Raw genomic sequence first — 25394 nt, 5'->3', positions numbered from 1 at the left:
GAGCCGGCGGTTTCGACCGTCTGTCGACGCCGATGGTCGTCATCGGTCCGTTACAGTCCGCTTTCCTTGCGGAGTTATTACATGTTCGCCCGGTGTGGATCGCATTACGATGGCGGTTCTCGCGCCGCTGGTCCAGGAACCGGCGGCTCAACCCGCGTTGACGACCGACGCGCTCGTCGTGTTCGGCGTCGTCCTCGTGGCGCTCGTGCTCTTTCTCACCGAGCGCCTGCCGATCGACGTCACCGCGATCTTACTGATCGTGATTCTGGTCGTCCTCGAGCCGTGGACCGGGATCGACCCCGAAACCGGCATCTCCGGATTCGCGAACGAGGCGACGATCACCGTCCTCGCGATGCTCATCCTGAGCGGGGGGATCAGCCGAACGGGCCTCGTTCAGGAACTCGGCCGGCGGATGGCCGCGTTCGCGGGCGACAGCATCCACAGACAGCTGTTCGCCACCGTCGCCGCGACCAGCCCCGTCTCCGGCTTCCTCAACAACACGCCGGTCGTCGCCCTGCTGGTCCCGGTGGTCACCGACGTCGCCAACCGCGGGAACACCTCACCCTCGAAGCTGCTGATCCCGCTCTCCTACGCCTCGCAGATCGGCGGCATGCTCACGCTCATCGGCACCTCGACGAACATCCTCGCCAGCGACATCAGCGGCCGGCTCGGGAGCGAATACCCCGAACTCCACCGGTTCTCGATGTTCGAGTTCACGCAACTCGGCGCACTCGTCACCCTCGTCGGCGGCCTGTACCTGATCTTCGCCGGTCACTATCTCCTCCCCGAGCGTGTGCCCCCGCGGGCGGACTACCTCGAGGAGTACGACGTCGGAAACTACGTCGCCGACGTCGCGGTGGTGCCGGGCTCCCCGCTCGTCGGCGAATCGATCGGCGACGCCACCGCGGCGCTCGGCCCCGAAATCGACGTCGTGCAGGTCGTCCGCGACGCGGACCGGTCGATCGCGCCGCGCCAGGAGACGCGGCTGCACGAGGGCGACGTCCTCGTCGTCCGCACGAATCGGGACGCGATCACGGCGCTCGAGGACGCCGAGGGAATCGAGCCGGTCGGCCAACCCCGGTTGGACGGGGATCTCTCGGCCGAGGAGGGGATCATCACCGAACTCGTCGTCTCGCTCGACTCCCGGCTGATCGGCGAGCGGCTCGATCCGGAAGCGTTCCGCGAGGAGTTCGACGCCGCGGTGCTCGGCCTGCGACACCGGGGCGAACTCATCGCCGAGCGCATCGTCGGGACGCGCCTCGGGGTCGGCGACACGCTGCTCGTCCAGGCGGCGCCGGAGACGCTCGAGCGACTCTCGCGTCGCGACGACGTGATCGTCGCCCGCGAACCGTCCCAGCCTGACTACCGGGCGGACAAGGCGCCCGTCGCCGTCGCGATCATGATCGGCGTCGTCGCCGTCGCCGCCCTCGAGATCTACCCGATCCTGATTTCGGCGCTCGCGGGCGTGGTCGCGATGGTCGTCACCGGCGTCCTCGACGCGAACGAACTGTACGACGCCGTCGAGTGGGACATCATCTTCCTGCTGGCGGGCGTGATCCCGCTGGGGATCGCGCTCGAGGAGTCCGGCGGGGCGGCGCTGCTCGCGTTCGCGGTCGTCGAGACCGCGTCGGTGCTGCCGACGATCGCCGTCCTCTGGCTGTTCTACATGCTCACGGCGCTGCTGACGAACGTCATCAGCAACAACGCCAGCGTCGTCCTGCTGATCCCGGTCGCGGCGGCCGCGGCGGCGGGGATCGGCGCGAACCCGTTCGCGTTCGTGCTGGCCGTGACCTTCGCCGCCAGTACGGCCTTTCTGGGGCCGATCGGCTACCAGACGAACCTGTTCGTCTACGGGCCCGGCGGCTACCGCTTCACCGACTACGCTCGCATCGGCGCCCCCTTGCAGTTGATACTCTCGGTCGTGACGGTGCTCGGAATCGCGTTCTTTTGGGGCGTCTGACGTCGATCCCCAAAGTAATTTCACACGCTGCGCTAAACTACTGGTAGATGCTGAGTGCCCGTCAGGATCGCGTTCGTAACCACCCGGACACCGCGACCGCGCCGGTGGGGGTGGTCGAGCGATGAATCCGAGTCGTATCGACGCGATCATCGATCTCGCCTACGGCGTCCTGATTTTCGTCTCGGTCGTGCTGATCGTCATCGAGGGAACGCGGGTCGGGGTCGCGCTCGGGTTGGGCGTCCTCGTCTCGTACGCCTTACACGTCATCTGGAAGATGGCGCGCTTCGATCCGGAGTGGATGACGAGGGAAGTCGAAGCGACGGTCGAAGAAGCCGTCGAACAGTCGATCGGCGAGCAGGTCGACGCGGTTCAGGACCAGATCGAAACGGTCGACGAACGCATCGACCGGCGGCCACGCGAAGACGAGATCGAGGACCTCCTCGAGGAGACGGTTGCCGAGGATGCGACCGACGACGCGGCCGGCAGGGACGGCGCCGAAAGATCCGATCGCTGACCTTTCGGTCCCGATCTCGGTCCCGGTCGGTGCTCGGGGACCGGGCTCGGCCCGGACTCGAGACCCTCGAGCGCGAGCGCGGGCTCGAGTCCGAACCCGAGTCCGAGGCCGCGTCCGCCGATCCGCTCGGCGGCCGAGAGAGCACAACGAATATCCGAATCCAGGTAAAAGTCGCAGATCAGATAACAGTATGGTGTCCGCGCTGCTGCTCGTCGGGATTCTCGTGGCCGTCTTCGTGGGTTACAACATCGGCGGGGCGACGACGGGGCCGGCGTTCGGGCCGGCCGTCGGCGCCGACGCCATCTCGAAAACCGCCGCCGGACTGTTGATGACCGTCTTCTTCTTCGTCGGCGCGTGGACGATCGGCCGTCGCGTCGTCGATAAGCTCGGCCGGGAACTCGTTACCGACACCGCCATCTTCACGCTCGAGGCCAGCGTCGGCGTCCTCTTTTTCATCGGGGTCGCGCTGTTTATCGGGAACTTCTTCGGCGTGCCGGCGTCGACGTCGATGACGGCCGTCGGCTCGATTGCGGGGCTCGGACTCGCCGCCGGCGAACTCGACTGGGCGGTGATGGGCGAGATCGCGATCTGGTGGATCGTCTCGCCTTTCATCGGCTTCTGGGTGTCGCTGATCATCGGTCGGTACTTCTACGCCGCGCTGAACCGGCGGATCGTAATCGAGCGCAGCGAGGGGCCGCTCTTTACGATCGACCGCTCCCGGGCCGTCCCGATTCCGGTCCCGAGCGAGACCACGAACCGGCGCGAGTTGGGCGGCGTGGCGATGGTGATCGCCATCGGCTGCGTGATGGCGTACAGTTCCGGGACCTCAAACATCGCGAACGCGGTCGCGCCGCTGGTCGGCAGCGGCGAACTCGAGATGAACCCCGCGATCGTCATCGGCTGTTTCGCGGTCGGGATCGGCACGCTCACCATCGCGCGTCGGACCCTCGAGACGATGGGCAGCGAACTCACGGAACTGCCGTTGACGGCGGCGATCGTCACCGCGACGGTGAGTTCGACGCTCGTCATCTTCCTCTCGGCGATCGGCATTCCCGCGAGTTTCGTCATCATCGCGACGATGTGTATCATCGGCCTCGGATGGGGGCGGGCGACCCGCCCGGTGACGGTGAGCGACGCCGTGCGCGGGGAAGGGGACGCGCCGGTCTCGGTCGGCGCGCTCTCCGCCGACGAGGAAGGCGACGAACTGCCGCCGATCGGCGAGGAAGAATCCGAGCGGATCCCCAGCGCGGCGGACCTGTTCAATCCGGCGACGACGGCCCGCGTCGTGCTCATGCAGAACGTCGTGCCGGCTATCGCGACGATCGGGGCGTACGCCACGTTCCGATTCGTTCCGATTTTCGGCCTCTAACGCTACCGCCACCGCCACCGCCACCGCTACCCGGGCTCGAGTCCGAAACCCGTCCGGTCGCGCTTTTTTCGACCCGGTTCGATCGTCGTACAGCTCCCGATCCCCGATACCGCCGACTCGAGCGGCGGGTCGAGCGCTCTCGCCCTCCTCGCGCGGTCCTGCCGGGGGTATATGATGCGCCAGCCCGTACGTGACGAGGAGGCAGTCGCCGATGCCCGACACCCACGATACCGCCGCTACCGACCACCGCGTGCTCGTTCCTGTTGCGGTGCTCGGCGGGGAGAGCGTCCCCACGACGTTGATCGATGCGTTCGCGTCGATCCCGGTTCTCCTGCTCGGCTACCACGAAATCCCCGAACAGACGCCGCCGGACCAGGCGCGCGAGCAGTTCCAGCGGCGAGCCGCGCGCGAACTCGAGGAGCGCTGCTCGGCGTTCGAGGCCGCCGGCTGCCCCGTCACCTCGCGGCTCGTGTTCACCCACGACCGCTTCAAGACGTTCGAACGCGTCGCGGTCGACGCGGGCTGTGACGCCGTCCTGATCCTCAATCCCGCGCCCGTCCTCGAGTCGATGCTCGTCGCGATTCGAAGCGACATCAACGTCGAACACAAGGCACGACTCGTCGCCACCGTCCTCGAGGACACCGACATAGACGCTACGCTCCTTCACGTCGTCGGGGACGAGCGCGACCGCGAGCGGGGCGAGGAACTGCTCGCGACGATGGCGACGGCGCTCGAGGACGCGGGACTCGATCCCGACCGCGTCTCACGATCGGTCGTCGTCGACGACTCGCCGACCGAGGCGATCCTCGCGGCCGCCGAGGACCACGACGTGCTCGTCGCCGGCGAGAGCCGCCCCTCGATTCGCCGCTACGTCTTCCGGGACCGCGCCGAACGGCTCGCGAAGCGAACGGCCGATCCGGTCCTGGTCGTCCGCGGGGAGTACCTCGAGGAGGACGACGAGGCGGCTCGAGACGGGCCGTCGGCGTGAGTCGACGCCGCTCAGGTGGTTTACGGCTTCGGCTCTGACTCTGACCCTGATCCTGATTCCCCCTCCGCCGACGAGTCGTCCGGACGCCGAACCACCAGTACCGGACCGACCGACTCCGCGGCGAGCCGCTCGGCTTCGTCGCCGAACAGCAGTGACTGGAGGGAGGGCGCGCGTTCGCCGACGACGACGGCATCGTGGGCGGCGGCGTCCTCCCTGAGCGCGTCGAACGTGCGGCCGCCGAGCGCCCCTTCGCTCACGACGAGCGTCGACTCGGTATCGATGCCGCGACTCGAGAGCGTTTCGGCGGCCTCCTCGAGCAACAGTCGACCGTCGGCCTCCGCGTCGGTCGCGAGAAATAGGGTCACGCCGATTTCGCGGTCGTCGATCAGGTCGGCGACGAACGCGAGGACGCGGTCGGCGGCGACGTCCCCGGTCAGGGGGACCAGGAGCCGGTCGATCGAGTCCGCGATGCCCGTCAGTACGTACGCCTGCGAGCCGGTTTCCGCGGCGACGCGGTCGATCGTTCGATCCCGGTCGTGCGTGAACGCGAGCCGGTAGTCGGCCGCGCCCCCGCCCGCCTCGAACGTCGCCGTCAGGGTCTCGAGGGTGGCGGTCGCTCGGTCGCCGTACTGGACCCGCGCCTGGTCCGGCGGCGTCTGCTCGGGCAGGACGTGGTAGCCGAGGACGGTCACGTCGGCGGGCTCGAGCAGGCGGACGAGTCCCGGCGAGACGGACTCGCCCTCGAGGACGGCCAGCGGAACGAGGATGCGGCTCATCACAGAACACCCCGGAGGGTTACGTTTCGGGCGTAATAGACGTACCAGCCGGCGGTCGCGACCATCACCGCGACGCCGATCAGCTGCGAGGTCGGCTGCATGAACCCGATGAGGCCGAAACTGGCGACCGCGCCCGCCGCCGGCACGACCGGATAGCCGGGCACCCGGAAGTCGGGGTCGTACCACGTCGGCTCGTCGCGGCGAATAGCGACGAGCGCGACGCAGATGAGGCCGTACATGACGAGGTGGAGGAACGAGGCGACCTCCGCGAGGATCGTCACCCGACCGGTGGCGGTCAACGCCAGGATCGGCCCGCCGGCCAACCCGAGCGCGACGTGGGGCGTCCCGTACCGGAGGTTGATCCGGCTCGCCCACCGCGGGAGCAGGGCGTCCCGCGAGACGGCGTAGACCGCCCGCGAGGTGCTGAGGATCGACGCGTTGGCGCTCGAGACCGTCGCGAGGAGGCCGCCGAAGACGATCGCGACCGCCCCGAGCGGCCCGAGGTAGTGGCGGCCGACCTCGACCATCGCCGTCTCGCCGAGGTCGGCGAGGCGCTCGCTGCCGAACGCGCTCGTCGCGACGAAGATGGTCGCGACGTACAGGACGCCGACGACGACCACGGAGCCGACCATCGCCAGCGGCAGGTTCCGGCCGGGATCGCGCATCTCGCCGGCGACGGTCGCGATCTGTGCGAAGCCGAGGTACGAGGTGAACACGAGCGCCGCCGTCGTCAGCACGGGCACCGCGCCGAACGGCGCGAACCGCTCGGGCGTGGCCGACTCGCCGACGAAACCGAGGGCGTCGAGCCCGCCGAATCCCAGAAAGAACGCCAGTATGGACAACAGCAGGGCGACGATCCCGTTCTGGAGTTTCGCCGCGTTCTCCGTGCCCGTGACGTTCAGCACCGTAAAGCCGGCGCCGAACACCAGCGCCAGCGGAACGACCCACCCGTTGCCGACGACGACGCCGACCTCCGCGAGCGTGTCGACGGCGTAGTACCCGAAGCCGACGAGGTAGAACGCCGTCGCGAACACGAGCCCCAGCCACAGCGACAGGCCGACCACGGTCCCGGCGAGGGTCCCGAGCCCGCGCGAGATGAAGTAGTAGCCGCCGCCGCTTTTCGGCATCGCGGTCGCGAGCTCCGACGCCGGCAGCGCCACGAGGAGCGCGATCACCGCCCCGATCGCGAACGAGCCCGCGGCCGCGGGCCCCGCCCGCCCCGCCGCCAGACCGGGAAAGACGAAGATACCCGCGCCGATCATCGTCCCGATCCCGATCGCGAGGCCGCCGGCGAGCCCCAGCGTCCGCTCGAGTTCGGCGTCGTCGGTCTTCGTCGCGGCGTCGGTTTCGACCGTCGGCTCGATCCGCGGCGCCTCGTCGTCGACGTTCGTGCCGCCGCTTCGCGGCGTATCGGTGTCCATGGTCGGCCCGTGATCCATGCGAGTCTATGACACGCGCACTCTTGGTACTGGGGGCAGCGGTGCCATCCCCGTCTGCTGTGCTCGGAGCCACCCACGCGCTTATCCTCGTCGCCGTGGGAGTGCGCGTATGGTCTCGCACGTCCTCGTCCCCATGGACGGGTCGGAGATGAGCGAACGCGCGCTCGAGTACGCCCTCGAGGTCTATCCGGACGCCGAGCTCACGGTCCTGCACGTCGTCGGCGGACCGTCGCCGATGTGGGCGGAGGCGACGGGACTCGCGCTCGCCGACGACTTCGAGGCGAAAGCCAGGGAGCACGCGGACGTGATTTTCGACCGCGCACGCGAAATCGCCGCGGACGCCGACAGCGACGTGACGCTCGATACCGAGATCGAACTCGGCCATCCCGTCCGCGCGATCATCAACCGGGCCGACGACTACGAGACTGTCGTGATCGGGACCCACGGCGGAACCGTCGCGGACCGAGTTTTCGTTGGAAACGTGGCGGAACGGGTGGTTCGTCGCTCGCCGGTGCCGGTGGTCGTCGTTCGGTAGGTCCCGCCGCCTCGAGCACGCCCCCGTCGGAGCGCCGGTCGGCGAGTTGCACGGGGACGCTCGAGCCGCGCTCGAGCGCTCGGACCCGGTCCGACCGGTCGGCCGGACGACAACCGGAACCGCGAATGGGCGCGTTTTTTAGGCTTCAATCGCGTGATCTCCTGTTGTGACGGAAGTACTACTTATCGTGGGAATCCTGACCGCAATCTTCGTCGGCTACAACATCGGCGGCTCGACGACCGGTCCGGCGTTCGGTCCGGCCGTCGGCGCGAACGTCATCACCAAGCTGATGGCGGCCGGCCTGATGTCGATCTTCTTCTTCGTCGGCGCGTGGACGATCGGACCGAACGTCGTCGACACGCTCGGCAACGAACTCGTTCACACGACCGACATCTTCACCATGCGCTCGAACGTCGCCGTCCTCTTTTTCATCGGCGGCGCGCTGTTCGTCGGCAACTACGCCGGCGTCCCCGCCTCGACGTCGATGACCGCCGTCGGCGCGATCGCCGCGCTCGGCCTCGCGACGGGCGAACTCAACTGGAGCGTCCTCGGCGAGATCGTCGTCTGGTGGATCGTCGCCCCCATCATCGGCTTCTGGGTCGCCGGCGTCGTCGGCCGGTACTTCTACCCCCGGATCAACGAGTGGGTCGCCATCGAGGCCAACCGCGACGGCCGACAGATGATCACGGTCGATCGTTCCGGCGCCGTGCCGCGACTTCAGTTCCAGGAGAACGCCACCCGGCGAGAGATCACAGGCGCGTTCGTAGTCGTTGCGATCGGCTGTCTGATGGGCTTTTCGTCGGGCACGAGCAACATCGCGAACGCGATCGCGCCGATCTACGGCACCGGCGCCCTCGAGATGGGGACGCTGATCCTGATCGGGGGTGCGGCCGTCGCCATCGGCTGTTTCACGATCGCTCGCCGGACGCTGGATACGCTGGGCAACGACATCACGAACCTGCCGCTGACGGCGGCGATCGTCGTCGCGGTCATCAGTTCGACGATCGTCATCGTGCTCTCCTCGATCGGGGTCCCCGCGAGCTTCGTCGTCATCGCGACGATGAGCATCATCGGCCTCGGCTGGGGCCGAGCGACGCGGACGACGACGCTTTCCGACGCCCGCCGCGGCGAGGAAACCCGCGTCTCGGTCGGCGCCCTCACCGCGGAGGAGGAGGGCGAGCAGGCCCCGAGGATCGGCGAGGAGGAACCCGAGGACATCCCGAAGGCCTCCGACCTGTTCGATCCCTCGACGACCGCCCGGGTGATCCTCATGCAGAACGTCGTCCCGATCATCTCGACGGTCGGCGCGTACCTGACGTTCCGGTTCGTGCCGCTCTTCGGCTTCTGAGTTCGACCGGTCCCGGAACCGTCCGCTGATCGGTCTCGCTTCCGCCGCCGGCCCGCTCGTGCGGATCCGTTCCGTTTCGGACACTCCTAACCAGGTCGACACGTTCGATATGAGGTGATAGAGGCGCTGTACCTCTGGTTTCGCGGACAATTGAAAACGAGTGGTTTCGGCCCGAATATGTTCTGAGTTCTTTTTTCTTTCCGGCTCGATCCCGATACTCTGGCATTCCTTGACTTACTTTCCGTCGAATTGGCAATTCATGTGTAAAGACAATTTAGGACTGAACAGCAAGCTATACCAGTGCGGCCCGTGAATCATCGAGTGATGCCCACGGTAGAATACCTCAACTACGAAGTAGTGGACGACCAAGGCTGGGACATTTACGACGACGAAGTCTTCGAGAAGGCCGCCGACGCCGGCCTCGACGACGAGGACTACGGCACGCTCGACGTCGCCGAAGGCGAGTACATCCTCGAGGCCGCCGAGGCGCAGGGCTACGACTGGCCCTTCTCGTGCCGCGCCGGCGCGTGTGCGAACTGCGCCGCCATCGTCGTCGACGGCGAAATCGACATGGACATGCAGCAGATCCTCTCGGACGAGGAGGTCGAGGAGAAGAACGTCCGCCTGACCTGCATCGGTTCGCCCGAGACCGACGAGGTCAAGATCGTCTACAACGCCAAGCACCTCGACTACCTGCAGAACCGCGTCATTTAAACTGACGCACCCGCCCGAGCTTCCGATTTTTTGCGCGCCCGCCCCGGTCCGCTCGAGCGGTAGCGCCGCTTCTCGCTCTCCCGCGTTCGTGATGCTCGCGTCGCGGTCGTCTCTACGGGTCGGCGCTTTGTTGCCGTCGAAAATCCCGTCCCGATTACGGCTCGATTCGTCCCGTCGTCGACGATCGGGTCACCGCCGACGGTACTAGCACCGGTACCGGTAGCGGTTAGTTCCCGGCCATCCACTCGCGCGCTTCCTCGAGGTCCGCCGTGTGCATGAGCTTGTACGGCATGTCCTTGACGTCCTCGACGAAGTCCTCCGTGTCCATCTGCGAAATCACGCTCTCCTGATGGACGATCGCGGAGTACCGCAGGCCGGCGTCGACCATCTTCGGATACCACTCCGACTGGAGCCACGCCAGATCCTCGTCGTCGTGGGCCTGAATGCCGCTCGTGTCGTGGATGACTTTCGCGACATCGTTCGACTGAACGTACTCGAGGAGCGCGTTCGCGCCGTCCTTGAATCGCTCGCCGCTGGCGAACTCGTCCCAGGTGAAGGTGACGGTGTCGATGTCGCCGTCCCACTCGATCGTGTAGAGGTCCGTGTCGGCCGCAACTGTTTGTGCCATGGCAGGAAATTCCGCGGAACCGTGGTAAACTTTCTTGCCGACATATCCTCGATCGGCGGCAGACGCTGTCTATGATGGTTCTGCCACCGGCCGTTCGTTTTATGTCGGCTGCGCGGATGGAATCGCGTATGACTGACGAAACCGGGGGCAGCAACGCCGACCCGGCCGAGCGGACGCTGGCCGACGAGGTCGGCGACTCCGTAACGGAGCTGCTGAATATCTCGAAGATGGTCTCCGGCAGTTCCGAGGAGATCAGCGAGTTGGCCGACGAGCAGTCCGAGACGATGCACGAGATCGCGGACGAGGTCTCGACCCTCTCGGCGACCGTCGAGGAGATCGCGGCCAGTTCGAACCAGGTTAAGGAAGTCAGCAGCAGCGCGGAGGACCTCGCCGACGACGGCTGCGACGTCGCTGAGGACGCCATCGACGCGATGGATAACGTCGACGACGCGAACGCGGACGTCGCCGAGGCCGTCTCCCGGCTGCAGGAGCGGATCGACGAGATCGACACGATCGTCGACGTGATCAACGAGATCGCCGACCAGACGAACATGCTGGCGCTGAACGCCTCCATCGAGGCGGCTCGCGCCGGCGAGTCCGGCGACCGGTTCGCCGTCGTCGCCAACGAGGTCAAGAGTCTCGCCGAGGAATCCCGCGAGAACGCCGAGGAGATCGAGGGCCTCGTCGCCGACATCAAGGACGAGACCGACGAAACAGTCGAGCAGATCTCCAATGCGAACGAGGAAGTCGAGACCGGCATCGAACACGTCAACGAGACGGTCGACATCCTCGAGGAGATCGACGACGCCGTCACCGAGGCGACCCAGGGGGCCGAGGAGGTGGCCACCGCGACCGACGAACAGGCGTCCTCCACCGAGGAGGTCGCGACGATGGTCGATTCGACCGCCGAGAACGCCCAGACGGTCGCCAAGAAGATCAGCCGCGTCGCGGCGGCGAACGAGGAACAGCAGGAGAAGATCGAGGCGCTCGGCGAGCGGGTCGAGTGACCGGCGGTCGGCGACGGCCGATCGCCCGCCGGCGATCTCTCCGGCTCCCGTTCGAGCCGAAACAATAACACCCCCGCGCTCGAGAGACAGTGAACGTGACACCCGCCGTAGCCGCGACCGTGGCGACCGGTCCGGATCTCCTGCGACTCGTCGCCCTCCCGGTCTTCGCCTGGGTCGCCGTTCGCGACATCAAGACCAGGCGCGTCTCGAGCACCGTCTGGATTCCGCTCGCGCTGTTGGGCGCCGCCCTGCTCGTCTGGGAGGCGCAACTGGCGCGAGCCGCGGGGCCGCACGCGTGGACGGCCGAGTTCCTCGTGCCGGCCGCGATCAGCCTCGGCTTCGTCGTCCCGATCGCGTACCTGTTCTGGTGGTTCGGCGGCTTCGGCGGCGCCGATGCGAAGGCGCTGCTCGTCCTCGCGCTGCTGTTTCCGACGTTCCCGGAGTACGCCGTCGGCTCGTGGACGCTCCCGCTGACGACGTCGCCGCTCGGCGCGCTCTCGTTTACGATCCTGACCAACGCCGTCGTCGTCGCCGTCGCGATTCCGGTCGTCCTGGCCGTTCGCAACGCCGTCGCCGGCCGCATCGCGCCGGTCATGGTGCTGGGCTGGCCCGTCGCCACCGAGTCGCTGTCCGAGCGCCACGGCCAGCTCCTCGAGACGCCCGAGGGCGTCTCCCTGAGCGGCCTCGACCTCGACGCCCTGCGGATGTACCTCCGCTGGCGCGGGCTTTCGCTGGCCGACGTGCGCGCCCACCCGGAGGCCTACCGCGACCCGGCGACGCTCCCCGAAGAACCGAACCCGCCGACCGACGGGGCCGTCGACGCCGACGTGCGGGGCGACGGCGGCACCGGCGCTCTCGTGCAGGACCCGCCGCAGTCCTCGCCCGCTCGAAAGCGGACGTTCGACGATCCCTGGGGTGCCGAGGCCTTCCTCGAGGATATCGAAGGATCGGCCTACGGGACGACGCCCGCGAAGCTCCGGGCGGGGCTCGACGTCGTCGCGGAAGAAGAGACCGTCTGGATTTCACCGGGGACGCCGTTTCTGGTGCCGGTGTTCGTCGGGCTGGTGATCGCGGTGACCTACGGCGATCTGCTGCTGGGCGCGTTCTTCTGACGCTTCCGGTTCCGTTTTTCTCGGTCGCGATTCGACGCTCTCAGTCGAACCCGACGAACCGCTCGTAGAGCGGCACCAGCGCCGTCCAGAAGACGACGAACACGGTACCGATTGCGACGATCGCGAGCCACGGCCGTTCCCCGCCGGCCGGCGGCTCGTTCAGCAGGAGGACGAACGTGACGACGAACAGCAGACAGCAGAGGAGGACGCTGCCCACCTCGAGCGCCGTGGCGAGGGGCCGCTCCCGAAAGCGGGCGACGATACTGACGAGTGGCATACTCGAGGCTCACGCCGGACCGGCAAAACAATCACGGCGTCGCGCGGCCGTCCAGTGGCTCGGCGTGGCGCAAGTGAGGCCGAATCGAACGGGCGGTTCAGGCTCGAGACTCGATATCCTCGGCGATGTCGTCGAGTTCGTCGTCGTCCAGGTCGGGCCGGCTGCCCGCGACGGCGTGGATGGGGCCGCCGCCGTCGCCCTCGAAGCGGGGGACGATGTGGCAGTGGACGTGGGGCACTTCCTGGCCGGCGGCCTCGCCGTTATTGAAGGCGACCGTCGTCGCGTCGGCGTCGACGGCCTCCTCGACGGCCGGGACCATCCGGTGGATCGTGTCGTAGAGGTCCGTCGCGACGTCCTCCGGGACGTCGTTCAGCCGCTCGTACTCGTCCTTGGGGATGACGAGGGTGTGGCCCGGCGCCAGCGGATTGGCGTCGAGAAAGGCCAGCGTGGTCTCGTCTTCGTACACGACTCGAGCGGGGATCTCCCCCTCGACGATCTGGCTGAAGATCGTGCTCATACGCGAGTATGTGTCGGCTCGGCGTAAGAAGGTTACTCGGTCCGATGCTGAAGCCCACGCGTGACCGCCGAACCGGTCGGTCCGACTGACAGTTTACCGCGGTAAACGATCATCTATTCGCGATAATTCCGGTAAACTGTCCGGAATTAGCGTGTACCGTCACCGTCTTCATTATCACCCCGTTCCTCGAGACGAACTGCCCCGCGTGGGCATCGTCGCGCTGGCGGGGGACCACCCTCACGCATTGACACACCCGGACCACACGATCACCCACCACCTTCACCACCGAAACCGCCGCCACCGCAACGGTTCGACTCCTCGATTTCTTTCCGCGTGAACTCGCCGCTTCCGTGTAGTGACTGCTAGGCGCCGCGACGCTACACTACTGCGCCGCGCCGTCGATTACGTCCTCGAGCGTCTCCCGAATCGCCGCGAGGTACTCGTCGGGCTCGTAGCCGAGCCGGCCGATCCAGACGTCCTGGTACGAGGGGTGAAGGATCGGCACGAGCCAGACGTCCAACGCCTCGCAGCGGACCGGCTCGAGCACGCAGTCGATGAATCCGTCCAGTTCCTTCCCTTCGGCCGCCAGCACCGTCTTCGTCGCGTGCTTGCCGGTCGCGAGGACGACCGTCGGATCGATAGTCTCGAGTTCTGTCAGCAGGTGGGGCCGGCAGTTCGCCCGCTCCTCGGGCGTCGGTTCGCGGTTGCTCGAGGGGTCCTCGGGGTCGGCGGGGAAGCACTTGACGGCGTTAGTGTAGTAGGCCGTCTCGTCGTAGCCGACCTGGGCCAGCATGCGCCGGATGCGCCGGCCGGAGTGGCGCGAGGTGTAGCCCTTGCCGGTCCAGTTGCCGCCCTTCCAGCGGTCGGCGTCCGGGTTGCCGGGCCCCGGCGCCTCCCCGACGACGATAACGCTCGCGTCGAGGGGGCCGGTCCCCCACGAGATACACTCGCGGGTTTCGGCGAGCGCGGGACAGCGCGCGCAGTCGGGTTCGATGACGTTGCGGGATTGGGGGAACGGCGGGTCGGCGGGTGAACTCGAGCTCGCATCCGAATCGGCGGCGGTGCTCGAGTCCGCATTTGCACTTGCATCCGCGGCCGCGTCGGCACTCGAGTCGGACGGAGACGAAGCGTTCGGTGGGGACACGCCCGCGTTTCGGTGCTCAGCGGGTTTAGGTTGCCCGGGTTGGAGTGTGTGTGTGTCTTCGCGCGGACACGATGGGACAAGTTTACGGTCTCCCAGCGGCATTTCAGCGGTAATGACGTCGCTCGACCCGGAACTCGTCATCGAATCGCTGTCGGTCGTCTTCTACGCGATCGCCGCCAGCGCGCTCACGATCGGCGGCATCGCCGCCGAGTACGCGAGCACGCAACACCTCGGCGCCGGCGACCAGACCGTCGCCCTCTGGCTCGCCGCCATCGGCGCCGTGATGATCTACGCCGGCGTCTACGGGCTCGGCTATCAGAAACTGCTCGTGGAAGTGCAGGCGCGACTGAACTGATCCGATCGCTGGTCGGGTCGGTACCCGCTCTCGTCCGGTTTTCGTTTCGACGTTCGTTCTCTCCGCCCGCGTCGTCTGTACGACGCTTCTCCTCACTCGAGGCCGCGCCGCTGCCCGGTGAGCGGCGTCGCGTCCCTCCCTTCGCTCCCGCGTCCGCGCCTGCGGGACCGATTCCCCTTTAATGACGGAGCGAATCACGTCACGTATGAGCAGGTTCGGCGAGGTCGACGACCAGTACGACCCCCACGAACTCGAGCAGCGGGTGTTCGAGTACTGGGACGAGGTCGACGCCTACGAGCAGACGGTCGAGCACCGATCGGACGGGGAATCGTTCTTCTTCGTCGACGGGCCGCCGTACACCTCCGGGTCGGCCCACATGGGGACCACCTGGAACAAGACGCTGAAGGACGTCTACCTCCGCTTCTTCCGGATGCAGGGGTACGACGTCACCGACCGCCCGGGCTACGACATGCACGGGCTCCCCATCGAGACCCGCGTCGAGGAGCGACTCGGCTTCGAGAACAAGAAGGACATCGAGGAGTTCGGCGAGGAGAACTTCATCCAGGAGTGCAAGGACTACGCCGAGGAGCAACTCGAGGGCCTGCAGTCGGACTTCCAGGACTTCGGCGTCTGGATGGACTGGGACGACCCCTACAAGACGGTCCGGCCGGAGTACATGGAGGCCGCCTGGTGGGGCTTCTCGAAGGCCGCCGAGCGCGGTTTAGTCGAGAAGGGCCACCGCTCGATCTCGCAGTGTCCCCGCTGCGAGACCGCGATCGCGAACAACGAGGTCGAGTACGAGGACGTCGAGGACCCCTCGATCTACGTCAAATTCGACCTCGAGGACCGCGAGGGGAAGATCGTCATCTGGACGACCACGCCGTGGACCATCCCCGCGAACACCTTCGTCGCCGTCGACGAGGAGGGCGACTACGTCGGCGTCCGCGCCGAGACGGACGGCGAGGAAGAACTCCTCTACGTCGCCGAGCCGAAGTTCGAGGAGGTCCTGAAGGCGGGCCGCTACGACGACTACGAGGTCGTCGAGGAACTGACCGGCGAGGAGCTGATCGGCTGGTCCTACGAGCATCCGATGGCCGAACGCGTCCCCGACTACCCCGACCACGAGGGGGCCTGCGAGGTCTACGCCGCCGACTACGTCGACACCCACGGCGACGGCACCGGCCTCGTCCACTCCGCGCCGGGTCACGGCGAGGAGGACTTCGAGCGCGGCCGCGAACTCGGCTTCCCGATCTTCTGTCCCGTCGGCGGGGACGGCGTCTACACCGAAGAAGCCGGCAACTACGAGGGACAGTTCGTCCGCGACGCCAACGAGGACATCGTCGCCGACCTCGAGGCCGACGGCTCGCTGCTGGCCGAGCAGACGATCACCCACAGCTACGGCCACTGCTGGCGCTGCGATACGGGTATCATCCAGATCGTCACCGACCAGTGGTTCATCACGATCACCGACATCAAGGACGAGTTGTTGGAAAACATCGAGGACAGCCAGTGGCACCCCGACTGGGCCCGCGACAACCGCTTCCGCGACTTCGTCGAGGAGGCCCCCGACTGGAACGTATCCCGGCAGCGCTACTGGGGCATCCCGTTGCCCGTCTGGACGCCCGAGGACCGCGACGACGACGAGGACATGATCGTCGTCGGCGACCGCGAGGAACTCGCCGAGCGGGTCGACCAGAACGTCGACCCCGAGGAGGTCGACCTCCACAAGGACACGGTCGACGAGCTAACCATCACCGAGGACGGAACCACCTACACCCGCGTTCCCGACGTCTTCGACGTCTGGCTCGACTCCTCGGTCGCCTCCTGGGGCACCCTGAACTACCCTGAGGACGACAGCCGCTTCGACGAACTCTGGCCCGCCGACTTCATCCTCGAGGCCCACGACCAGACGCGGGGTTGGTTCTGGTCCCAGTTGGGGATGGGCAGCGCAGCGATCGGCGACATCCCCTACGAGGAGGTGCTGATGCACGGCCACGCGCTCATGCCCGACGGGCGCGCGATGAGCAAGTCCAAGGACATCCTCATCGACCCCCACGAGGCCATCGACCGCCACGGCCGCGACGTCATGCGCACGTTCCTGCTCTCGAACAACCCGCAGGGCGAGGACATGCGCTTCGACTGGGACGGGATGCAGACGATGGAGAACCACCTCCGCACCCTCTGGAACGTCTTCCGCTTCCCGCTCCCGTACATGCGGCTCGATGACTTCGACCCGCAGGAGACGACGCTCGAGGACGTCGACGACGACCTCGAGCTCATCGACGAGTGGGTGCTCGCACGCCTGCAGTCCACGAAGGCCGAGATGACCGAGCACTTCGAGGACCGCCGGCAGGACAAGACCGTCGACGCCTTAATCGAGTTCGTCGTCGAGGACGTCTCGCGGTTCTACGTCCAGGCCGTCCGCGAGCGCATGTGGGAAGAGGAGGACAGCGCCTCCAAGGCGGCCGCCTACGCGACGATCTACCGCGTCCTCCGCGAGACCGTCGCGCTGCTGGCTCCCTACGCGCCGTTCATCTCCGAGGAGATCTACGGCACGCTGACCGGGGACGACGGGTACGACACCGTCCACATGGAGGACTGGCCCGCGGTCGAGGAGTACTGGCAGGACGAGCAGCTCGAGGAGGACGTCGCCTTCCTCCGCGCGATCGAGGAAGCCGGCGCGAACGCCCGCCAGCAGGCCGGCCGCAAGCTCCGCTGGCCGGTTCCGCGCGTCGTCGTCGCGGCCGACGACGAGCGCGTCGCCGCGGCCGTTTCCCGCCACACCGACCTGCTCGAGGACCGGCTCAACGCCCGCGAGATCGAACTCGTCTCCGCGGAGAACCGCTGGGAGGAACTGCAGTACAGCGCCGAGGCCGACATGAGCGAACTCGGCCCCGCCTTCGGCGACCGCGCCGGGCAGGTCATGAACGCGCTCAACGAGGCTCGGATCGACGAACCCACGCTCGAGGCGCTCGAAGCAGCCGTCGATGACGTGCTCGAGGACGACGAGTCGCTCGAGGAGTCGATGGTCTCCTTCGTCACCGAGACGCCGGACGACATCGCCGGCACCGCCTTCGGCCTCGACGGCGACGACCGCGGCGTCGCCTACGTCGACGCCTCGCTGACCGAGGACATCGAGAGCGAGGGCTACGCCCGCGAGGTCATCCGCCGCGTCCAAGAGATGCGCAAGGACCTCGATCTCGACGTCGAGGAGCGCATCGCGCTGGACCTCGAGATCGGGGACGACCGCGTGGCCGACCTCGTCGACGAGCGCGAGGACCTGATCCGCGAGGAGGTCCGCGCCGACGAACTCCGGACCGTCGAGGACGGGCACCGCAAGGAGTGGGACGTCGAAGGCGTCGCGATGGAGATCGCGATCGAGCCGCTGGCGGCGGCCGAGGCGTCGGATTGATCTGACCGTCACAGTGTGAACGCTCGCTGATTTTTCTTTCGTCTCGCTCGAGTCCGTGCCGCGAGCGCCGCGGCCGTCGGTTTCGGCGGCCGACACCACAAAGGACTTGACGGTCAGTTTCAAGCGTACGTTCATGCGCGCCCGGGTTGCCGTCGTCTTCTTCGTCGTTCTCCTCGTTGGCTCACTCTCCGCACCCGTCGTCGGACTCGGCGCCGGCGGGGGCTCGAGCGGTAGCAGTGCCGTCGCCGAATCGGGCAGTATCGAGACCGCTTCGATCGGGTCTGCAAGTTCGTCCGCTTCGACTGCGTCGGCCGCCTCGTCGGCTTCGGGTGCGACGCTACACCGGACGACGACGCTGCGTCAACTCCCCGACCAGCCGGGGGCGTTCGAAGCCGAGTTCAGTTTCCGGATTCCCGACGCAGTCACCGAACTCAACGTCCTCCTCACAGCCGATGCGACCGTCCAGTCGGCCAAAGGGTTCGAGGCGGGAGACGAGAAGGGAACGTTCCGATGGACCGGGAAAACCGACGAGCCGACGCTTCGGGTGACGCTGCCGGCGAACCGGACGGCGGTCGGTCGGACAGCCACCGCGGCGACCGACTCGTCGGACTCGATCTCGAGCGCGGCGTCGAACGCGTCGCCATCGTCGCCGGCGACGCCCGCCACGTCGCGGGACGGCTACTCCTTCGTCGAAACCGGCGAGTGGGGCATCGTGCAGGTGCCCGGCGGCTTCTCCTACCGGTACACCGCGCCGGTCGGCGTCGAGGAGACGGTGCGGGTCGACGGCCCGGGTACGACCGGCGGCGACATCGCCGTCTTCGGCCCGGTGACGGCGTACGAGCGCGCCGTCGACGACGGCTCGGGGACGATCAGGCTGGTCGTTCCCGACGCCGCCGACCTGCGGGAAGACCCCGAGGCGATCTTCGACGAACTCGAGGCGGCCCGGACCCGTCTCGACGTCGGCGCGGCCAGCGACGAGGTGTTCTTCGTCGCCGCGCCGACCGAGGCCGACTGGGGACCCGAGGGCGTCCAGTACGGCCGCGCCGACGCGTGGGTCGCCGCCGACGCCGAACTGTCCGACCCCGGCAGCGCCTGGCTCCACGAGTACGTCCACGTCCGCCAGGGGTACGCGCGCTCCTCGGTCGGCACGACGAGCGAGACGGACTGGCTCGTCGAGGGCCAGGCCGACTACCACGCCGCAACGGTGGCCCTCGAGCGCGGGCTGGTCGACTTCGCGGACGTTCGCGAGTACCTCGCGGCGGGCGAACGCTCGCCCTACGACACCGACGTCCTCGCCGAGTCCGACAGCTGGACCGACGACCGCACGCCCTACGTGAAGGGCCGGCTCGTCTACGCCGAACTCGACCGCCAACTTCGGCTCGCTACCGACGGCGACCGCACGCTCGAGGACGTTTTCCGACGGCTGAACGCCAGGGAGGAGCCGGTGACGGAGGACGCGCTGCTCGCGGCGCTCGAGGACGCGGGCGGCCCGGAGGTTCGCGCAGCCGCGGAGAAATATACCCGGACGAAAGCGACGCCCGAGATGTGGGACCGAGACGCTCACTGGGAGGCCTTCGACCAGCCCGTCGCCGAGTTCGAGTACGGGATCGACGCGGACGGGATTCGCGTCGCGGGCGAGCCGTGGAGCGCGTGGCGGCGCGGGAGCGGCGAGAACGAGTCGTTCGGATCGACGGAAGCGCAAAACGGAGAACGCGTGATCGCCGTCCCCGCCGGCGAATCAGTTCGAATACCCGCGACGATTGCCAACACCGGCGACCGGAACGGGACCGCCGACGCGACGCTACAGGTCGACGGCGACGTCGTCGACTACCGAGAACAGCGCCTCGCGGCCGGTTCGACGACGACCGCGAACCTCACCTGGACGCCGACGAAACTCGGCACGTACGACCTCCGAATCGGCGAGGAGAAACTGACGGCGGTCGTTGTCGACGACTCGAGCGTTCAGGTGACGGACCTAACGCTCGACCCCGAAACCGCCGCGCCCGGCGACCCGATCACGGCGACGGCGACGGTCGAGGCGACCGGCGACGGGCCCGGCGCGACCCTCCTCGAGTTCCGGACGTCCGAGGGCGCCACCGAAGTCCCCGTCGCAGTCGCGGCCGGCGATACGGTGACGGTCGATCGCGAACTGCGGTTCGACTCCCCGGCGCGGTACGAGGTCGCGGTCGGCCAGCAGTCCGCGGTCGTCACCGTCGAAAACCGGTCGCGGCCGCCGGCCGAACTCGAGGAAGTCCCCGGGTTCGGCACGCCGGCGGCGATCGCGGCGCTGGTCGCACTTCTCGCAGTCGCACACGTTCGCTCGCTGCGGTCGCGGCACCCGTAACGCTGCGCCGCGGTCGCCGGACTACCCCTCTACTCCTCGTCCTCGACTGTTACCAGAAATCGGCAAGCGTCGACGTCGTCCTCGCCCTCATCCTCGCGACCGCACGCCTGCTCGGTGACGGTCCCGTCCGCATCGAAGGCCGTGAGCAGCCCCTCGAGAACCCCGTGGGCCAGCCCGCAGTAGGTCGTCTCGCGGTGCGTGTCGTAGGTGACGGTCACCTCGTTCCCGTCGGGCCGACTCGAGATGTCGGGGAGGGACGCCTTCTCGGTCGCCGTATCGATCTCCCGGACGGTTTGCTCGAGGTTGGCGAGCAACTCGAGGACGTCCCGATCGGTCCGAATGTGGGCGTTGAACGTCGACAGCAGTTCGGGGGCGAGGGTGCGGCCGAACCCCCGTTCGATAGTCCGCCGGTCCTGTGGGGCTAACTCGGTCAACGTCTCGAGGACGGCGTCGATCTCGCGGTCGTCGTAGTGGGAGACCTGCAGGTACAGCCGCGGCTCGAGGTCCGCGCGGTCGACGACGCGCTCCCACGTCTCCTCGTCGGTTCGATCGACGACGTACGTTTCGAGCGTTTTGTGGACGATTCCGTGCATGTGTCGGGGTCGGCGGGTCGCGGTGCCGGGCGATCGGCGGACGGTCGGCACTCGTATTCGGTTGCCGTTCGCCCCGCTTCGTTCTATCGGCCCGCTACCCGCTCGAGTCTCGGCTGTTAGATCGTGCCTCGCGCTCGTATTTGATCTCTCGCAGTCGACCGACCGCACGAGCAGTGTCGATTCGCTCCGGATACCGTCGATCGGGTCGCGGGCTCAGAGGTGCGACGCCAGCACGGGCGCGACCGAGACGGCGCTGGCGCCGCGCTCGATCGTGTCGGTGCCGTAGATCGCCTCGACGCCGGCCCGCGAGAGCTTCGCGTACGCGTCGCGGGCCAGCAACGGGTGGACGCAGGTAACGAAGACGCGGCCGACGCCCCGGTCCTCGAGGACGCCGACGGCCTCGCTCATCGTCGAGCCGGTCGCGATGATGTCGTCGGCGACGACGACGTCCCGCCCGCTCACGTCGACGTCGCTGGGCGTGATCTCGACCTCGGTGCCCGAGTGACGGGTCTTCTCGAAGTAGTCGGTTTCGCCCTCGCCGTAGGCGTCTCGGACCGTCTCCGCGAGGTCGATCGCGCCGGCGTCCGGCGAGAGGAAGACGGGATCCTCGAGGTCCTCGGGAAGGGGCTCGGCCAGCCGGCCGGCGGCGTCGACGGCGGTCGCGGTCGGTTCGAAAAAGTCGCAGACGGCCGCCTCGTGGGGGTTGACGGTCAGCACGCGGTCCGCGCCGGTCGAGATGGCTCGCGCGACCGCACGTGCGGAAACGGGATGGCCCGCCTCGAAGGCCTCGTCCTGGCGGCCGTAGCCCATGTACGGCAGGACGGTGACGACTTCCCCGGCGCCGGCCTCTCGAGCGGCGTCCTGCAACTGCAGGAGTTCGACGTGAGCGTCGCTCGAGACCGTCGAGGCGACGATCACCGCGCGGTCGGGGCTCGAATCGGCATCGGCGAGGCCGGGAACGGCCGCGAGCAGTTCGCCGTCGGGAAAGCGGTCGTACTCGACGGCGGCGAGCGGTTCCTCGAGTTCGGACGACAGCGCCGCGGCCAGTGCCTGCGACGCGGATCCGCTGACGATCATACTCGAGGGGACAGCGCGCGCGGATAAACGGGTTTTCGTTCGCCGGTCCGATGGCGGCGGCGAGCGGTTACTCGGCGCCGCCGGCGCCGGATTCGGTACTGTTTCCGCTGAACGCCGTCTCGCCGTCGCCGCAGGGACCGCCGTCGGTGTCGCTCAGCAGTTTGAGCGCGCCGTTGCGGTCGATCATGGCGACGAGGTTGAGACAGGCGGGCTCGTTCCACTCCGCCGGCTCGACCTGCGTGAGTTCGGCGCCGTCGAGGCGGGCCATCAGCCGGAACGAGCCGGCTTCGGTCGGCCAGTCGCGCTCGAGGGTGGTGCCGTCGCCCGCCTCGAGTTCGTGGGTGGTCCAGTGTTCGATCTCGCCGTCGAACTCGACGATGACGTCGACCGTGTGCGAGCGGTCGTGGACGTTCTCGATGCTGATCTCGCCGAGGGCGGTGCCGTCGGTTGCGGAGTCGCCACCGTCGTCGGTGTCGCCGCCGTCGTTCGAATCGGGCGCCGCGTCGGAATCGGCGGTGGAACCGTCGCCGGTTCCGTCGTCGGTTTCGTTCCCGTCTTCGGAGTCGGTTCCGTCGGAGTCGTCGCTGGCGTCGCTCGAGCAGCCGGCTAACACTCCCGCGAGTGCGGTGCCGGCGCCGGCGAGCAGTCGTCGACGCGGTAGCGCTGGCATGTACGAGTCACTGCAGTTCGGGTAGTTAACTTCCCGTCAGACGCTCGGCTGACGGGTGCCGATCACTCGAGGACGGGCGCGCCGACGGCGAGTCCGGTCACGTCGGTCACGCCGATGGGGTGGGTGCGCCAGGCCGACGGTCCGTTGTCGTTGCTCTCGTCGAGCGCCAAAAACGAGCCGCGGTCCGTGACGGCGTAGACCGCCTCGCCGTAGCCGACGGCGACGATCGACTCGTCGGGTCCCTCGCGTTCGGTCCACTCGTCGTCCACGAGCGCGTGCACCGAGCCGGCCGCGGACACGGCGGTCGCTCGCGTCAGTCGGCCCGGTTCCGTCCGCGGGTCCGCGGCGACCGCGGTGAACGGGCCGCCCGCGAGTTCCATCCAGCCGTTGCCGAGTTTGTACAGCCCCTCGGCGGTCGCCGCCAGTGGGACGCCCGTCGCGGAGACATCGCGGACGTCGGTCAGCCCGACGTGATCGAGCCCGCCGTCGTGTACCCGGTAAACGCCGCTGTCGGTGCCGATCAGGTCGCCGTCGATCGCCCGAACCGTCGCGACGGTCTCGTCCTCGAGCGTCTCCCAGTCGCCGCCGTCGCGCTCGGGGTGCCAGCGGGCGACGTTCCCCTCGGGACCCGCGGCGACGAGGTCCGCCCCGTCGTAGCCGACGGCAACCGCCTCGCCGAAGCCGGTTTCCTCGAAGACGAGACCGGCGTCTTCGCGTTTGTCGCTCTCCGAGGGCCACCGGAGCGAGGCGACGCGCACGTCGGTCTCTGTCGCGATCGCGACCGCGTCGCCGTCCGCCGTCGTCGCGACGTCCCGGGCATCGCCGCGCTCGCAGAGGCTGAATTCGCCGACGGCGTCGCCGGCGACGCGCACGCGAACGACGCCCATCGACCCGGTGACGTACGCCTCGAGCGCGCCCTCGCGGTCGCCGTAGACCCGCTTCTCCTCGATCGAATCCATACGGATACGTAGGCGGCGGCGCCCGAAAGCGTTCCGTCTGCGCCGTCCGCCCCGTTGTCGTCGCCGCGTCCCGATCGACTCGAGGCCGATCGCGGTGCGTGGTGACGCGCTGCGCACGCTGTGGCGCTCCGGAATTCCTTTGAGGGGGCCGGTAAGACTAGCGCCTGATGGAAGTGTTCGGATCCAGCGGGACGCGCGGCGTCGCGAACGAGGAACTGACGCCCGCGTTCGTCCTGCGCGTCGCGAAAGCAGCCGGAACGGCGTGGGGGGCCGACCGGGTGGGGATCGCCCGCGATACGCGATACACCGGGCGAATGTTAGCCGATGCGGCGGCCAGCGGCCTCGCCAGCACGGGCACCGACGTCGACCGGCTCGGCGTCGTTCCCACGCCGGGTGCACAGTCCTACGCCGAACGCGAGGGCGTTCCGATCGTCGTCATCACCGCCTCGCACAACCCGCCCCAGTACAACGGCGTCAAACTCGTCGGCCCCGACGGTATCGAACTCTCGGTCTCGGACCTCGAGACGATCGAGGAGACCCTGCTGACGGAGTCGTTCGCGGTCGCCCCGTGGGACGAGACGGGCCGCGTCCGCGAGGTCGACGGCGTCACGCGGGACTACGTCGACGAACTGCTCGCGGCGGCCGACCGCGACCGGATCGCCGACGCCGACCTCACCGTCGCGCTCGATCCCGGCCACGGCGCCGGCGCGCTCACCAGCCCCGAGTTCTTCCGCGAACTGGGCTGTCGCGTCGTCACCGTCAACGGCCAGCCCGACGGCCACTTCCCCGGCCGCGATCCCGAACCCGTCCCGGACAACCTCGAGGACCTCGGGCGCCTCGTCCGAGCGACCGACGCCGACGTCGGCATCGCCCACGACGGCGACGCCGACCGCGCGATCTTCTTCGACGAACACGGCGAGTACGTCGAGGGCGACGCCACCCTCGCCGCGCTCGCGGCCGCGGAACTCGAGGACGGCGACACGACGGTCTCCGCAGTGAACGTCTCCCAACGGCTCGTCGACGTCGTCACCGAGGTCGGCGCCGACCTCGAGCTGACGCCGATCGGCTCGACGAACATCATCACCCGCATCCGCGAACTCGAGGACAAGGGCAAGCGAGTGCCGATCGCGGGCGAGGGCAACGGCGGGATCTTCTTCCCCGGATTCCGCCTCACGCGCGACGGTGCGTTCACCGCCGCGCGGTTCCTCGAACTCGTCGCGGAGCGTCCGGTCAGCGAGATCGTCGGACCCTACGGCGGCTACGCCAACGTGCGGCGCAACATCGAGTACGAGTCGACCGCGGAGCGCGACGCCATGCTGGACGCGGCCGCGAACCACGCCCACGCCGCCGACGCGGAACTCAACACCCGCGACGGCTACCGCCTGGATTACGGCGACGCGTGGGTGCTGGCCCGCCCCTCCGGCACGGAGCCGCTCGTCCGCATCTACGCCGAAGCCCGCGACGACGACCGCGCGACCGACCTGGCCGACGAGATGTACGAGACGCTCGCCGAGGCGAAAGCCGACGCCTGATCCCGATTCTACTTCGGATTTCGATTGCGACTCTCACCCGACCGACCGGAGCGCCCGCCGCCGTCGACGCGTTCTTTGCGCTCTCGAGGCGTAGCGGAGCGTCCCTCGCGCGACGGCAAATAGC

General features: G+C 68.1%; 23 protein-coding genes. 13 read left to right on the top strand and 10 right to left on the bottom strand.

Features of this window, described 5'->3' with window-relative positions; translation table 11 throughout:
* Positions 1 to 109: 109 nt before the first annotated feature.
* The 4 genes from HALXA_RS02695 to HALXA_RS02680 all read left to right on the top strand — a co-directional run bounded on the left by HALXA_RS02695 (position 110) and on the right by HALXA_RS02680 (position 4831).
* Positions 110 to 1960, top strand: a complete 1851-nt coding sequence (locus HALXA_RS02695) for an SLC13 family permease (RefSeq protein ID WP_013878767.1) — start codon at positions 110 to 112, stop codon at positions 1958 to 1960.
* A gap of 121 nt (positions 1961 to 2081) precedes the next feature.
* Complete coding sequence (locus HALXA_RS02690; RefSeq protein ID WP_013878766.1) at positions 2082 to 2474, top strand: hypothetical protein; 393 nt, start codon at positions 2082 to 2084, stop codon at positions 2472 to 2474.
* Positions 2475 to 2664: 190 nt separating this feature from the next.
* On the top strand, positions 2665 to 3843 hold the full coding sequence (locus HALXA_RS02685) for an inorganic phosphate transporter (protein WP_013878765.1): 1179 nt from the start codon (positions 2665 to 2667) through the stop codon (positions 3841 to 3843).
* Between the two features lie 211 nt (positions 3844 to 4054).
* Positions 4055 to 4831 carry a universal stress protein gene (locus HALXA_RS02680; RefSeq protein ID WP_013878764.1) on the top strand — a complete coding sequence of 259 codons (777 nt, stop codon included), beginning with the start codon at positions 4055 to 4057 and terminating at the stop codon, positions 4829 to 4831.
* A 20-nt stretch (positions 4832 to 4851) separates the two neighbouring features.
* Here HALXA_RS02680 and HALXA_RS02675 read toward each other — a convergent pair whose 3' ends face one another.
* Positions 4852 to 5607: a universal stress protein gene (locus tag HALXA_RS02675; RefSeq protein ID WP_013878763.1), complete on the bottom strand. Its 756-nt coding sequence runs from the start codon at positions 5605 to 5607 to the stop codon at positions 4852 to 4854.
* Positions 5607 to 7028, bottom strand: coding sequence for an APC family permease (locus tag HALXA_RS02670; RefSeq protein WP_049895096.1), 1422 nt, complete (start codon positions 7026 to 7028; stop codon positions 5607 to 5609). The genes HALXA_RS02675 and HALXA_RS02670 overlap by 1 nt, the downstream gene beginning before the upstream one ends.
* Before the next feature lie 127 nt (positions 7029 to 7155).
* Here HALXA_RS02670 and HALXA_RS02665 point away from each other — a divergent pair, with 127 nt between their 5' ends.
* The 3 genes from HALXA_RS02665 (at position 7156) to fer (ending at position 9643) form a co-directional block, all read left to right on the top strand.
* Positions 7156 to 7581, top strand: a complete 426-nt coding sequence (locus HALXA_RS02665) for a universal stress protein (RefSeq protein ID WP_013878761.1) — start codon at positions 7156 to 7158, stop codon at positions 7579 to 7581.
* Between the two features lie 166 nt (positions 7582 to 7747).
* Positions 7748 to 8929, top strand: a complete 1182-nt coding sequence (locus HALXA_RS02660) for an inorganic phosphate transporter (RefSeq protein ID WP_013878760.1) — start codon at positions 7748 to 7750, stop codon at positions 8927 to 8929.
* 324 nt (positions 8930 to 9253) lie between these two features.
* Complete coding sequence (gene fer, locus HALXA_RS02655; RefSeq protein WP_013878759.1) at positions 9254 to 9643, top strand: ferredoxin Fer; 390 nt, start codon at positions 9254 to 9256, stop codon at positions 9641 to 9643.
* A gap of 226 nt (positions 9644 to 9869) precedes the next feature.
* On the opposite strand, the gene HALXA_RS02650 is transcribed toward fer, so the two are convergent.
* Positions 9870 to 10271: a hypothetical protein gene (locus tag HALXA_RS02650; protein WP_013878758.1), complete on the bottom strand. Its 402-nt coding sequence runs from the start codon at positions 10269 to 10271 to the stop codon at positions 9870 to 9872.
* A gap of 128 nt (positions 10272 to 10399) precedes the next feature.
* Here HALXA_RS02650 and HALXA_RS02645 point away from each other — a divergent pair, with 128 nt between their 5' ends.
* Positions 10400 to 11278, top strand: coding sequence for a methyl-accepting chemotaxis protein (locus tag HALXA_RS02645; RefSeq protein ID WP_013878757.1), 879 nt, complete (start codon positions 10400 to 10402; stop codon positions 11276 to 11278).
* 95 nt (positions 11279 to 11373) lie between these two features.
* A complete protein-coding gene (locus HALXA_RS02640) occupies positions 11374 to 12390 on the top strand; it encodes an A24 family peptidase C-terminal domain-containing protein (protein ID WP_013878756.1) in 1017 nt (338 codons plus the stop codon).
* 40 nt (positions 12391 to 12430) lie between these two features.
* Here the strand turns inward: HALXA_RS02640 and HALXA_RS02635 are convergent, their stop codons facing one another.
* The 3 genes from HALXA_RS02635 to HALXA_RS02620 form a co-directional block, all read right to left on the bottom strand.
* Positions 12431 to 12667, bottom strand: a complete 237-nt coding sequence (locus HALXA_RS02635; RefSeq protein ID WP_013878755.1) for a hypothetical protein — start codon at positions 12665 to 12667, stop codon at positions 12431 to 12433.
* 97 nt (positions 12668 to 12764) lie between these two features.
* A complete protein-coding gene (locus HALXA_RS02630) occupies positions 12765 to 13184 on the bottom strand; it encodes an HIT family protein (protein WP_013878754.1) in 420 nt (139 codons plus the stop codon).
* A gap of 382 nt (positions 13185 to 13566) precedes the next feature.
* Positions 13567 to 14178, bottom strand: a complete 612-nt coding sequence (locus HALXA_RS02620; RefSeq protein ID WP_049895386.1) for a uracil-DNA glycosylase — start codon at positions 14176 to 14178, stop codon at positions 13567 to 13569.
* A gap of 262 nt (positions 14179 to 14440) precedes the next feature.
* Between HALXA_RS02620 and HALXA_RS02615 the strand changes: the two genes are divergently transcribed.
* From HALXA_RS02615 to HALXA_RS02605, 3 genes are all read left to right on the top strand, one after another.
* Positions 14441 to 14683 carry a hypothetical protein gene (locus HALXA_RS02615; RefSeq protein ID WP_013878752.1) on the top strand — a complete coding sequence of 81 codons (243 nt, stop codon included), beginning with the start codon at positions 14441 to 14443 and terminating at the stop codon, positions 14681 to 14683.
* A 205-nt stretch (positions 14684 to 14888) separates the two neighbouring features.
* On the top strand, positions 14889 to 18095 hold the full coding sequence (gene ileS, locus HALXA_RS02610; protein ID WP_013878751.1) for an isoleucine--tRNA ligase: 3207 nt from the start codon (positions 14889 to 14891) through the stop codon (positions 18093 to 18095).
* A 133-nt stretch (positions 18096 to 18228) separates the two neighbouring features.
* On the top strand, positions 18229 to 20439 hold the full coding sequence (locus HALXA_RS02605; RefSeq protein WP_013878750.1) for a CARDB domain-containing protein: 2211 nt from the start codon (positions 18229 to 18231) through the stop codon (positions 20437 to 20439).
* 29 nt (positions 20440 to 20468) lie between these two features.
* Here the strand turns inward: HALXA_RS02605 and HALXA_RS02600 are convergent, their stop codons facing one another.
* The 4 genes from HALXA_RS02600 to HALXA_RS02585 all read right to left on the bottom strand — a co-directional run bounded on the left by HALXA_RS02600 (position 20469) and on the right by HALXA_RS02585 (position 23738).
* The gene (locus HALXA_RS02600) at positions 20469 to 21032 is read right to left on the bottom strand and encodes a heme NO-binding domain-containing protein (protein ID WP_013878749.1); all 564 of its coding nucleotides are present in this window, start codon (positions 21030 to 21032) and stop codon (positions 20469 to 20471) included.
* Between the two features lie 213 nt (positions 21033 to 21245).
* The gene (locus tag HALXA_RS02595) at positions 21246 to 22109 is read right to left on the bottom strand and encodes a ribose-phosphate diphosphokinase (RefSeq protein WP_013878748.1); all 864 of its coding nucleotides are present in this window, start codon (positions 22107 to 22109) and stop codon (positions 21246 to 21248) included.
* Positions 22110 to 22176: 67 nt separating this feature from the next.
* Positions 22177 to 22779: a hypothetical protein gene (locus HALXA_RS02590; protein ID WP_013878747.1), complete on the bottom strand. Its 603-nt coding sequence runs from the start codon at positions 22777 to 22779 to the stop codon at positions 22177 to 22179.
* A 62-nt stretch (positions 22780 to 22841) separates the two neighbouring features.
* Positions 22842 to 23738: an HVO_0234 family beta-propeller protein gene (locus HALXA_RS02585; protein ID WP_013878746.1), complete on the bottom strand. Its 897-nt coding sequence runs from the start codon at positions 23736 to 23738 to the stop codon at positions 22842 to 22844.
* Between the two features lie 167 nt (positions 23739 to 23905).
* Here HALXA_RS02585 and glmM point away from each other — a divergent pair, with 167 nt between their 5' ends.
* Positions 23906 to 25270 (top strand): phosphoglucosamine mutase, encoded by a 1365-nt coding sequence (glmM, locus tag HALXA_RS02580; RefSeq protein ID WP_013878745.1) that lies wholly within the window; start codon positions 23906 to 23908, stop codon positions 25268 to 25270.
* Positions 25271 to 25394: the final 124 nt, after the last annotated feature.

The organism is Halopiger xanaduensis SH-6, from assembly GCF_000217715.1.
Taxonomy (GTDB): domain Archaea; phylum Halobacteriota; class Halobacteria; order Halobacteriales; family Natrialbaceae; genus Halopiger; species Halopiger xanaduensis.
The sequence above is the reverse complement of the archived record's forward strand: the minus strand, read 5'-3'. Positions and strand labels throughout refer to the sequence as shown.